This is a genomic window from Arthrobacter sp. SLBN-112 (genome assembly GCF_006715225.1).
Classification (GTDB): Bacteria; Actinomycetota; Actinomycetes; order Actinomycetales; family Micrococcaceae; genus Arthrobacter.
Genome location: NZ_VFMU01000001.1, coordinates 3,056,433 through 3,068,098 on the forward strand (window position 1 = coordinate 3,056,433; position 11,666 = coordinate 3,068,098).

At 63.4% G+C, this 11,666-nt stretch carries 10 protein-coding genes; 5 read left to right on the forward strand and 5 right to left on the reverse strand.

Features of this window, described 5'->3' with window-relative positions; translation table 11 throughout:
* Positions 1-401: 401 nt before the first annotated feature.
* The 3 genes from FBY33_RS14090 to FBY33_RS14100 form a co-directional block, all read right to left on the reverse strand.
* Positions 402-1,781: an MFS transporter gene (locus FBY33_RS14090; RefSeq protein ID WP_142031094.1), complete on the reverse strand. Its 1,380-nt coding sequence runs from the start codon at positions 1,779-1,781 to the stop codon at positions 402-404.
* A gap of 281 nt (positions 1,782-2,062) precedes the next feature.
* Positions 2,063-4,228: an amylo-alpha-1,6-glucosidase gene (locus FBY33_RS14095; protein ID WP_142031095.1), complete on the reverse strand. Its 2,166-nt coding sequence runs from the start codon at positions 4,226-4,228 to the stop codon at positions 2,063-2,065.
* Positions 4,229-4,433: 205 nt separating this feature from the next.
* Positions 4,434-4,988 carry a hypothetical protein gene (locus FBY33_RS14100; protein WP_235010574.1) on the reverse strand — a complete coding sequence of 185 codons (555 nt, stop codon included), beginning with the start codon at positions 4,986-4,988 and terminating at the stop codon, positions 4,434-4,436.
* 332 nt (positions 4,989-5,320) lie between these two features.
* Between FBY33_RS14100 and FBY33_RS14105 the strand changes: the two genes are divergently transcribed.
* Together FBY33_RS14105 and FBY33_RS14110 are read left to right on the forward strand one after the other, a co-directional pair.
* Positions 5,321-6,529, forward strand: a complete 1,209-nt coding sequence (locus FBY33_RS14105) for an aspartate transaminase (RefSeq protein WP_142031096.1) — start codon at positions 5,321-5,323, stop codon at positions 6,527-6,529.
* Between the two features lie 33 nt (positions 6,530-6,562).
* Positions 6,563-7,258, forward strand: a complete 696-nt coding sequence (locus FBY33_RS14110) for a 4-carboxy-4-hydroxy-2-oxoadipate aldolase/oxaloacetate decarboxylase (protein WP_142031097.1) — start codon at positions 6,563-6,565, stop codon at positions 7,256-7,258.
* A gap of 135 nt (positions 7,259-7,393) precedes the next feature.
* Here the strand turns inward: FBY33_RS14110 and FBY33_RS14115 are convergent, their stop codons facing one another.
* Positions 7,394-7,636: a hypothetical protein gene (locus FBY33_RS14115; RefSeq protein ID WP_142031098.1), complete on the reverse strand. Its 243-nt coding sequence runs from the start codon at positions 7,634-7,636 to the stop codon at positions 7,394-7,396.
* Between the two features lie 139 nt (positions 7,637-7,775).
* Positions 7,776-8,711, reverse strand: a complete 936-nt coding sequence (gene nac, locus FBY33_RS14120) for a nitrogen assimilation transcriptional regulator NAC (protein ID WP_142031099.1) — start codon at positions 8,709-8,711, stop codon at positions 7,776-7,778.
* Positions 8,712-9,106: 395 nt separating this feature from the next.
* Here nac and FBY33_RS14125 point away from each other — a divergent pair, with 395 nt between their 5' ends.
* The 3 genes from FBY33_RS14125 to FBY33_RS14135 are packed head-to-tail and all read left to right on the forward strand — an operon-like array spanning position 9,107 to position 11,630.
* Positions 9,107-9,892, forward strand: a complete 786-nt coding sequence (locus FBY33_RS14125; protein ID WP_142031100.1) for a LamB/YcsF family protein — start codon at positions 9,107-9,109, stop codon at positions 9,890-9,892.
* A 2-nt stretch (positions 9,893-9,894) separates the two neighbouring features.
* Positions 9,895-10,620, forward strand: coding sequence for a 5-oxoprolinase subunit B family protein (locus FBY33_RS14130; protein WP_142031101.1), 726 nt, complete (start codon positions 9,895-9,897; stop codon positions 10,618-10,620).
* Complete coding sequence (locus FBY33_RS14135) at positions 10,617-11,630, forward strand: biotin-dependent carboxyltransferase family protein (protein WP_142031102.1); 1,014 nt, start codon at positions 10,617-10,619, stop codon at positions 11,628-11,630. Before FBY33_RS14130 ends, FBY33_RS14135 begins: the two co-directional genes overlap by 4 nt.
* Positions 11,631-11,666: the final 36 nt, after the last annotated feature.

The window sequence follows — 11,666 nt, forward strand, 5'->3', positions numbered from 1 at the left end:
CCTGCCAAATGAGGTGTGAAAAGTGACCACACTTATGTCTTCCTTATTGGAGCGGCTGTAGGCCCCGGTGAATTGTCAGGTTGGGGCATACGACCTTCTGCCACCCTTGTCAGAAAAGAAAGAAACCGTGCCCAGTCCGCACCCCTCACACCACTGTCTGTCGTTAGGTCCGTCACCGACAGGTGTACCTCTGGCCCGCGCACCTCCACCCCCGGACGCGGGGTGCCCTATGCCAGGCGGGCGTTATGGGCGGAACGCGAAGACCTCTTAGTCGCTGGCTGTGTGTAGTAGCCACCAAACTAAGAGGTCTTCACGTATTCACGATGTAACGAACGTCCTGACCCGTACAGCTAGTTCGCGATCAGCTCGGGGGCGATTACCCGTCACTTCTGCATCCCAGGCTAACCAGCGAGACCGCGCACAGCCGTGCCCGGGGACACGGTCGCGGCCGTGAGGACGGCCGTCTCCCGCTCGCTCTGCTGCACCTCGTCGAGTTCCTTGAGGGTGTACTTTTTGGTTTCCTTGGCGGTGAGGGCTGAGATTCCTGCCAGGACCATGAACCCGAGCGCGACCATGGACGGGCCGACCCAATCTTTCAGATCGGGGCCAGCGAGTGCTGTTGAGAGAACGGGGCCGATGACGCCCGAGATGGCGAAGCCGATCTGGGTGCCCAGGGCGAGTCCGGAGACGCGCAGTCGGCCGGGGAACATCTCTGCGAAGAACGAGGGCCAGGACGCGTTCACCATTGAGTAGAAGAGGGAGTAGTTGATGATGCCAAACAGGAAGATCAGCGACCAGTTGCCGGTCGTGATTGACCACAGGTATGGCACCATTGTGATTCCTGCGCCGCCCGTTGCGATGAGGAACATCGTTTTGCGGCCGATCTTGTCCACAAGGAATCCTGCCAGGGGCGTGATTCCGAGGGCGATCACTGCCGAGACTGTGGTCGTCAGGAGCATGGTCGGCTTATCCAGCTTGTATCCGGCGGTCCCGAATGCCACGGAGAAGGTTTGCATCATGTAGCTTGTGCCCGCGATGAGCGCACAGAATACGATCCGCAGCACCGCGCGCCAGTGGAAGCGCAGAAGGTGCCTGAGGGGGGCGACGTTCACCTTGGCGGCCTGGACCTTTACGAACTCGGGTGGCTCCTGGATGTGACGGCGGATCAGGTATGCAGCGACGACCACGACGGCGGAGGCCCAGAACGGAAGCCGCCAACCCCATGTCAGCAACTGCTCCGAGGGCATAGCGGCGATCGGGATGAAGACCAGCAGTGTGAGCAGCGTGCCGGAGGAGGATCCCAACGTGGTGAAGCTCGCAAGGAACCCGCGTCGACCCTCGGAAGCATGCTCCAGGCTCATGGTGATGGCACTGGGCTGCTCGCCGGAAAGGCACAGTCCTTGGATGACGCGGATCAGCACGAGCAGGATCGGAGCAAGAGGGCCGATTTGGGCGTACGTGGGCAGGCACCCGATCAGGAAGGTACAGCCGCCGATGCCGAACAGTGTGATCATCATGACGAACTTGCGGCCGCGGCGGTCACCCAGCGGCCCCAGGATGAGGGAGCCGAGCGGGCGTACCGCGTAGCCGACCGCGAAGGTGATCATGGCGAGCAGTACGCTGATGCCCTGGGGCAGCTCGGGCGAGAAGAAGAGGACGTTCAGAATCAACGCGGACGAGGTGCCGTACACGGCGAAGTCGTAGTACTCCAGCGTCGTGCCGATCCAGGCCGCGACTGCGGCCCTGACCGGGGTCTTCTTCGGAAGTAAGGTTTCAGTCATTTCGTCTCCGTTGGTGATTGGGTGAACACCGGCTGCCGCTACACCTGGGCTCTGGGAAAGAGATTTCGAGTGGAATATCCGGTTGGTCCTGCTGTGAGCTCTCTCGCAAGTCGTGTTTACGACTTTGCGGACCGGCCCCAGACATCAAGTTAACGTTTGCGGTGTGGGTCACACAAAGTCCGCTTTTATGTACCTACATAACGATTCGTTATGGCATAGAGGCGAAGAACGGGGGCCTTGGACAACAGGAAGCTCGACGTAGTTCCCTAACCAAGAAGGTTTTACGTGGGGCGACTATTTCCACGACGCCGGACCGCTTCCTCAACCAGTTCGGACATCCACGGTCGGTGTCCCCGGTGAAGGGCCATCTCCGGGGGTAGTCCTTGGATGGACGGGACGGAGCCGGCGATGTCGATGGTGATGCGGCCATTGCCAAGCGGGGCGTTGGAGATGTGCAGGTCCCCGAAGGACTGGGGGAGGACGGGATCGAGCCACACGCCGCCGGCAGACACGACCGGGTCGTAGCGCATCAGGCTGGACACGATCTGGATGGGTGCGGTGGCTGCCCACGCCTGAGGCGAGCAGGCGGTGGGGTACGGAACGGGAGTGGCGAGGTGGTCCCGGCTGAAGCCGCAGAACAGTTCCGGGAGGCGGCCGTCGGAGAACTCTGCCGCGTCCATCATCCCGGTGGCGATTTTCTGCGCTTCGGCGACGAAGCCGTACCGGAGGAGCCCGGCCGTGATGATGGCGTTGTCGTGGGGCCAGACGGACCCGTTGTGGTAGCTGGCCGGGTTGTAGGCGCCCATGTTGCTGGCCAGGGTGCGTACGCCCCAGCCGCTGAACATTTCCGGTGACATCAGGTGCGCGGCGACTTGCGGGGCTTTGTCTTCGTCGATCAGACCTTGAAGCAGGCAGTGCCCCATGTTCGAGGCACAGGCATCAACCTGCCGTTTCCTGCCGTCGAGCGCGATGGCGTAGTACCCGCGCTCCGGGATCCAGAATTGTTCGTTGAACTGCTTCTTCAGCCGGGCAGCGCGATCGGTGAGGTCGTTGCCCAATGCCCTGTCACCGGCCTCGTAGGCCAGCCATGCCCGTGACAGGTAGGCGACGTAGACGTAGGCCTGTACCTCGCAGAGCGCGATTGGTGGCTCGGCCAGGGTGCCGTCGGCAAAGTTGATGCCGTCCCAGGAGTCTTTCCAGCCTTGATTGATCAGCCCCTGGTCGTTGAGCCGTTGGTACTCGACGAAGCCGTCGCCGTCCTTGTCGCCGTAGTTCACAATCCAGTCCAGTGCGCGGTCGGCGTGGGGCAGCAGGGCCTTGATGGTGTCCGCGGCGAATCCCCAACGGCTCACCGCCCCAAGCACCATCAGGAACAGGGGAGTGGCATCCACGCTGCCGTAGTAGTTCGACTTGCCGCCCAGGGACAGGCCGCTGGAGACGTCAAGCCGGACCTCGTGGAGGATCTTGCCCGGTTCCTCTTCCGTCATGGGGTCCACCACGGTGCCCTGGCGGTCGGCGAGGGTCTGGAGTGTGCCCAAGGCGAGCGAGGGGTCCACCGGCATCGCCATCACCGAAGCCCACAAGGAGTCCCTTCCGAACAGGGTCATGAACCAGGGCGCACCGGCGGCGACGACGACGCGCTCCGGATGGTCGGGGTCCTCGATCCGAAGAGCGCCCAGGTCGTCGTAACTGCGGCGCAGGGTCCGTTCCACGGAGCGGTTGGCTACCTGCAGTTCGGGAATCTTCGCAACCCACTCCCGGCGGCGACGGTCTCGGGGGGACAGGCTATCCCCCTCGGAATGGGCGAAAGCCGGTGCGTGGGCTCCATCGTTGGTGGGCAGAACGGTCAGGACTGTGCTCCATTGCCCATGAGCGGGGACGGACACCCGATATTGGACGGTGTTACCGGAAATGTCGGCACCAGGTACATGGATAGAAGTGCCTTTGCGGACGTCCTGCCAACTGCCTCGAATGGTGAGCATCCCGTCGTCGGCTTCTCGTGTTTCCTCCCACCGTCGCCGGACACGTGCCTCCTTCACCTCGAAGAGGTCCGCGTAGTCGGCCCCCGTTTCCAGAACGATGAGGCACTCAGCCGGCTCCTGGGAGTAGTTGTGGACGGTGAGCTGCTCCTGGAGGCCGGCCCCGACTTCCCGCAGCCGTTCCACGATAAGTGGGCTGTCCGCGTAGCCATCGGACCGGGGGATCCTTGCAACAAATGCGGCACGGAACGGCTCCTTTGTCTCCGCTGTGAGTGGTTCAAGCCCCTGTCCATCCACTGTGAGCCGCCAGGTTGAAAGGATCCTGACGTCGGCCACGAAGAGGCCGTGCGGACGGTCGGCCTGAATATCCCCGTTGGACGACGAAATACAGAAGGATGAGCCCTCGACCAACGTCACAGAGCCAGCCCCTAGTGGACCGGCCGCCGTATCCGCATTCCACCCCGCCATTCTGGCCTCCTCGACGACTTATTGGAGCGCCGTACAAGCAGACACCGTGCTTGCCGCGGCCTCTTCGAAAAGACGCTACGCTTGGTTGCCAGTCGCCGCCAGAGCGGAGGCGTGAGCTAAGGCGGAACTCGTCTACGCCGGCGTCCGCAAGGGACAACGGGGCGAAAGACGGCGGGCAGCGGATCAGCCGGGATGATCATTGTGGCTAGGCCACGCGCAAGCCCACGCCCCTGGTCACTTTGCGGATCTCGTCGGACTTCAGCCCGCTTGCCCCGGCAAGTTGGTAGTCGTCAAGCAGTCGGGATTTCCTGGCCAGGGCCAGTACCTGCGTGCGTTCTTCTTCTGCGGCACTCCGGGTGCCCTCGGCTGCCGCCAACTCCGCGGCCAATCCTGCAATGAGGTCCAGATGGCGGTTTCGGGTTTGGCCCGACGGGTACAGCTCGCCGCGTGCCAGCGCGGCAGACCTGATACTGGCGGCAGGCAGGCCCGCGGCCTTTGCGACGGCGGCAACCTGCACGCCGTCGCACACGGCCTGGGCAACGCAGTCACCCAGCTCGGCGGTCAGGGCACGCACCCGGCTGGACCGGAGCGCGATAGTCGTCCGCAGCTGGGCCAGCATGGCCAGGGCTTGTTGGGCGCGGGCAGTGGCGGGGTCCGGCTTCGGCACGCCCCGGTACCGGTAAGCGGCCACGCCGGCCCCGCCCGTCCCGGTGCCGGCCGTACGCGCAAGTATCCGTTCCTGAATCTCTCTACCGGGCACCTTTGCTCCCTGTCTTTCGTTGGTGTTTCCATGTCAACGCGGCTTCCCAGCGGCAGGGGCACCTTTCCCGCGGTTCGTCCCGGCGGCCTGGAAGGAACGTGCCGGGGGCCGGCGCTGTGCCTTCCTCAGGTCTGTCCATCCTGCAGGTTACGCCGCGGGCAAGCCCGGGGGGCAATACCGAAAGTGCGTGGAGCAATACGCGAAAGTTCTGGCCTGCTCCGTCATAAGTGCTGCTTATCTGTCCACGCACTTTAGGTCTTATCCAAGAGCACGGCTCCTTCCCTAGGCTCGAATGAACCACCCTCATCCGTACCGGAAGCCTGGAAGAGAACATGCCTGAGTTCGTGCCCGCATCACGCGTTACCCGTATCAAATCCTCACCCAGCGTCGCCGCGGCAGCCCGCGTGCGGGAGCTCAAGGCCGAGGGGCGCCGGATCCTGGACCTGACGGTCGGCGAGCCGGATTTTGATACACTACAGCACATCAAGGACGCTGCCATCGCAGCCATAGGCCGGGGTGAAACCAAATACACGTCGGTGACCGGGACGCCCGAATTGCAAAAGGCCATCCTGCAGACGCTGCAGCGTAAAACCGGCCTGCAGTACACGCCGGGTGAGATCACCATCGGCGGAGGCGGCAAGCAGGTCATCTTCACCGCATTCATGGCAACACTGAACCAGGGCGACGAGGTTGTCATCCCCGCACCGTACTGGGTCTCCTACCCGGACATGGTGCTCGCCAACGAAGGAACCCCCGTCGTTGTCTCCTGCGGCGAGGATACTGGCTTCAAACTCACCCCTGGCGCCCTGGCTGGGGCACTGACGGAGCGCACCAAGTGGGTCATCCTCAACACCCCCTCCAACCCCACAGGAGCGGTGTACTCCCGTGAGGAACTGGCCGGACTGGCCGCCGTCCTCAAGGACCATCCGGCCGTCTACGTCCTCACGGATGAAATCTACGACGAGATCCACTTCGGCGAAGAGCCCATCACCAGCCTGGTGGCCGTTGCCCCTGAGCTCAAGGACCGTGTGCTGGTTACGAATGGCGTCTCCAAGGCCTATGCCATGACGGGCTGGCGCTTGGGCTATGCCGGTGGGCCGGGGCCCCTGGTGGCTGCCATCAACAAGCTGCAGTCCCAGATGTCCTCCTGCCCGTCTTCCATCAGCCAGGCAGCTGCTGCCGCGGCACTTATCGGAGACCAGGCATTCGTCCACGAAAGCGTGGACGTGTACCGCGAACGGCGCGATGCGGCAATCACCGGGCTGAACGCCGTCAAGGGCCTGCAATGCGCGACGCCGGATGGCGCCTTTTACGCCTACGTCAACTGCGCCGGGGTCATCGGCAAGACGACGCCCGACGGTAGGCAGATCACCAACGACGAGGACTTCACGCTGTACCTGCTTGAAGCAGCGTCTGTTGCCGTCATCCAGGGTTCGGCCTATGGACTGAGCCCTTACTTCCGGATCTCCTACGCCACCGGGCTGCCGGTGATCGAGGAATCCATTGCCGCCATCGAAAAGGCCGTCACGGCGCTGGCCTGACCCAACCATCCCTTCCAACAACAGGAGCACCCCATGATCCACGTCAAAACGAAATTCGACCGGCCCTCGGAGGACGCCATTCAGCGCCTTTCCAAGTTCTCCTCCGCCACAGTGCATGAAGCACAGGGCCGCAAGGGCGCCTTGAGCTCCAGGATTAAGCCCATCGACCGCAGCATGTCCTTCTGCGGACCCGCCGTCACCGTGGTTTGTGCACCACGGGACAACCTGATGCTCCAAGTGGCCATCCACTACGCCCAGAAGGGCGACGTTGTCCTGGTCTCCGCCGGTGAGTACGAGGAAGCCGGGACGTTCGGCGACGTGCTGGGCAACGCCATGAAGGCGAAAGGCCTGGCGGGTATGGTCACGGATTCAGGTGTCCGCGACACCAAGGACCTGATCGAACTCGGCCTGCCCGTGTTCTCCGGCAACGTCTGCATCAAGGGGACCGTCAAGGAAACCATTGGCCCCATCAACCATCCCCTGGTGTTCGGTGACGAGATTGTCTACCCGGGCGATGTCCTGCTGGGCGACGCCGACGGCGTCGTGGTTGTCCGCAAGGACGAGATTGAGGAAGTCATCAAGCTGTCCCAAGCACGCGTCGACGCGGAGGACGACCTCATCCGCCGTTACAAGGACGGCGGCACTACCATCGAGCTGTGCAAGCTCACCGATGTGCTGAAGGCCAAGGGCCTGCTGGTCGAGGATGCTGAACTGCAGCCTGCGATGTAGCTCCTTCGTTGCTGCCTAACTGCCGTCATGACTCCTTCGTTGTGACGGCAGCTACGCAGCAACTCTCTGTTAAAACCAAGAGGCCCGGGTTCCTTTCGGAACTCCGGGCTTTGCCTCTTGCTGCCCTCGTGCGGCTTAGTTCATGCCGGGCAGGAGGTAGGCCGGCGGACCCACCTGGGAGTCGTCCAGGTACCACATGGTGGAGCCGCTCTTGCCCGGCGGCATCATGCTTCCCTCGAACACGAACACCGGCTCCGCGGAGGGGCCGTCCTCCGGCCGCCAGAAGCCGTTGGTGGGGCAGTGCGAACCGGTGCTTGCTTTGAGCTGGATTCTTCTTTCCGCAGTTTTCCGGTATTGCAGGCTGGTGATCTTTTTCATGGTGGGCTCCGGGAAATTTATTGCCGAGGTGAACGCTGTTTGAGCGGACCTTTATGGCTTTTATCCTAGGACTTCGGTTGTGCCCTGAATAAGACAAAACAAAAGTGCCCTGATAAGCCTCCCTTATGATGCCGTCCGGTCACTGACCGGGAATGGGCGGGTATTTGCTGCGGAGCATTTCCTGGAGCATTTCCTTCAGTACCAGCAGGACCGCTGAACCGGCTTCGGACAGGGGTTCATGGTCGGGGGTGCACAGTGCGATTTTGCACTGCAGGGCGGGTTCGACGATCCGCAGGACCCGGAAGTCCTCCTCGTGGAACAGGGCATCCGCGGCCGACTTCGGCAGGATGGTTGCCCCAAGGTCCGTGCGCAGCAGCCGGGTGAGGGAGGGGACCGATTCCACTTCGCCTACCAGCTTCAGTTTCATGCCCTTGTTTTCGATGCCTGCCTGCACCACCTGCCGCAGCGTGTGGTTCTGTTCCGGCAGAAACAGGCCCAGAGTTGCCACCTCCCCAAGGGTGATGGATTCAGCGTCCGCCGCTACCGGAAGTTCCCGGCGGGCATTCACGATCAGGTACAGGTCCTCCACGATCAAAGTGGTGAACTGCACCCCACGGATGGGTCCGGGCTCGTAGATGAGCGCCATGTCCAGGCGCCCGTTCTTGATGGCCTCGCTGAGCACGCCGCCATAGATTTCGGTGACGTGGAGGACGATGTCCGGGTAGCGCCGGCCCACCTCGCTGATGATCCGCGGGGTAAGGCTGGACGCCATGCTATATGGCGCAATGGCAATGGAGACGCGGCCCGAGGGGGCAGCACCGGAGGCTGCAACGTCGATTCTGGCCTGCTCTACCAGCCGCAAGATAGTCTGCGCGTGCCGGTACAGGGTATGGCCGGCCGCCGTGGGCTCCACGCCCTGCTTGCTCCGGATCAGGAGCCGCTGCTTCAGTTCCGTTTCCAGGGCCGACACCTGCTGGCTCAGCGCCGGCTGGGCCACGTGGAGGGCGGCGGCCGCCTTGGTGATGCTTCCTGAGTCGACAATCTTGACGAAGTACGCCAGCTTCCGGGTGTCCATAGCGCTCCTCTTTCAGCGGGGACGGCACAACATGCGGGGTCATACGTTGGCGCTATGGCGGGACAGGCATTACGTCTTTGTGTGATCCGAGTCTCGGGCATAGGTTAATTGCAGATGACTTTCCAATGACCAGAACATTCTATCCCGCCAAGCCATCGCCCTTTTTGATGACGGCATATGCTTTCTGCATAAGTAGGGAAAGAGCTTATTGGCCGCACGATTTTTACAGCTACGAAACAAGGGCGTAGATTCTTTGGGCAAGCGCCAATAGCGCCGACGAAGGTCATAACTGTTCCCTATCCCATGACATCGGATTCGTCTTTGTGTGAGGCAAATCCCAGTGCCACACTCATTTACACCACGCGTTACCCAGCACCAGCAGAGGAAGGCCCGTAATGCCCACAGTCGATCTCGTAGCGGATCTTGGTGAAGGTTTTGGCGCCTACTCGATTGGCGATGACAAAGCCCTGCTGGAGATCGTGTCCAGCGCCAACATCGCCTGCGGCTTCCACGCAGGGGATCCGGACATCATGGATGCCACTGTGGCCGAATGTATCCGAAGAGGAGTCAGCATCGGTGCGCATCCCAGCTTCCCGGACCTCCGCGGCTTCGGCCGCCGGGCCATGGACCTGACAGCTGACGAAGTCCGCACCGACGTCATCTACCAGCTGGGAGCCCTGTCAGCGTTTGCCGCCTACCATGGCGGTTCCGTCTCCCACCTCGCCCCGCATGGCCGCCTGGGCAACCTGGTGGCAACACGCGCCGATTATGCGGGAGCCGTAGCGGATGCCGCCGTGCGCGTGGATCCCGCCCTGATCATCTTGGCGCAGGACGGTGAACTCGCCACCGCTGCGGCGCATCGCGGCCTGCGGGTGGCCATCGTCGGCATCGCGGACCGCGCCTACCAGGATGACGGCACACTGGTGCCGCGCAGCCAGCCCGGCGCCGTGATCCACGACCCCTCCGTCGTCGTCGAGCGCACCGTCCGGATGGTCTGTGAAGGACTGATCGAGACTGCCTCCGGCAGGGACATCGCCATCCAGGCAGACACGGTGCTGCTGCATGGTGACAACCCTGGCGCCGTCGACCTGGCCCGCCTGATCCACCGCGAACTCATTGCCGCGGGCGTCACCATCGCCCCGTTGGCAGAGGTGCTCGACGCAAAGCAGAAGGTTTCCTGACGATGGCCGCAACGACAACGCCAACAGCGCTGGATATTTTCGAATCCGGAGACGCCGCCCTGCGGGTGGTGGCACGGTCCGGTGATGCGGAAGCGAACTGGGCCACTGTCCACTCCCTGGCTGGCTGGCTGGCCACGGCCGGCGTCGACGGCATTTACGGCGCCGTTCCCACCTACGACTCGGTCCTGGTGGAATTCGACCCCTACGTCACCTCAGCGCGGCAGGTCCGGGCGTTCGTCCTCCTGGGAATGCGCCAGCTGGACTTCACCGGCCCCGCTATGCGGGAACCGCGCCGCTTCGAGGTTCCCGTGGTTTACGGCGGGGAATACGGGCCCGACCTGGAACGCGTGGCGGACCACCAGGGCCTGGACGTTGAGGACGTGATTGCCAGGCACACCGCAAAGACCTACGTCATCCGTTGCCTCGGGGCGCCGGCAGGTTCTCCGATGATGGATGGGCCGGACTTCCCGGTCCCGGTGCCGCGTCTCAAGGACCCGCGGCTGTCCGTTCCCGCGGGCGCGGTGTCAGTTGCCGGACGCCAGGCAGTGATCGCGCCCGCAGTGGCTCCGGGTGGCTGGTGCGTCATCGGGCGGACCCCTTTAACAGTCCTGGACGCGGCACGCGAACCTCTGGTGCCCTATGTTCCGGGTGACGAACTGCGCTTCTATAGGATCCCTGCAGGGGACTTCGAAAACTTCACGGGGAAGTTCCTGGAGGCCCGGCCATGACCGGCTCGCTGATTATCCTGCAGCCTGGCCACTCCGTGGTCACCGACCTCGGCCGGACTAAAGGCCCGGCGTTCGGACTGCCCGTTAACGGGGCCCTGGACCAATTCTCGGCCAAGGCCGCGAACATCCTTGCCGGCAACGAAGACAACGACCCCCTGCTGGAACTCACTGCCCTGGACTTCCGGATGCGCGCCACCACCGACCTGCTGATCGCCGTCACCGGAGCGCCCATGGACCTCACGGTGGGTGGACGCGACTGCCCCCAGTGGGAACCGGTATCCGTCCGGGCCGGCGAAGTCGTGGCCGTACGGGGAATCCGGACCGGACTGCGCGCCTACATCGCCGTCCACGGATCCTTCACAGTCCCCAGCCTGCTCGGCAGCTGCGCCCCGGACACTGTGGTGGGCTTCGGGTTGAAGCTCGTGGAGGGCTTCCGCCTGGAAACCCGGAAGACCACAGCGCCCATCACCCAGCCGCACTTTGGCCTGCCGCTGTTCCGGCTGGGCCTCACCGAACCCGCCTTCACTACCAACCCGGTCGTCGACGTCACCGACGGGCCGGACGTAGCGGAATTCGGGGAAACGGCAGGCCTGCTGTTCAGCACGCAGTACACCGTGAGCCCCCGCAGCAACCACATCGGGCTCCGGCTCGGTGGTGCCCTGCCCGAACGCCAGCTCACGTCCGAAGTGCTCTCCCGCGGTGTCCCGGTCGGGGCCATCGAGATCCCGTCCCGGGAGGAGTTGCTGGTCCTGCACCGGGGACGCGGCGTGACGGCGGGCTATCCGGTCCTGGCGGTGGTCACGAGCCGCTCACTGGACGTCCTGGCGCAAGCCAGGCCTGGACACACCGTCACCTTCAGAAAGACAACCGTGGCTGAAGCAACAGCCATGCACCGGACAGCCTGCCTTGAACTGGACAGGCTCCGGAACACAATCAACACTGTCTTCGGACTCCTCGGCATCGGCGCCGGCCAGCGCTGGCATGAACTCAGCCCAGCGTCAGGAGCCTGAACATCATGAATGCTTTTCCCGCCGCCAAGGACCGCG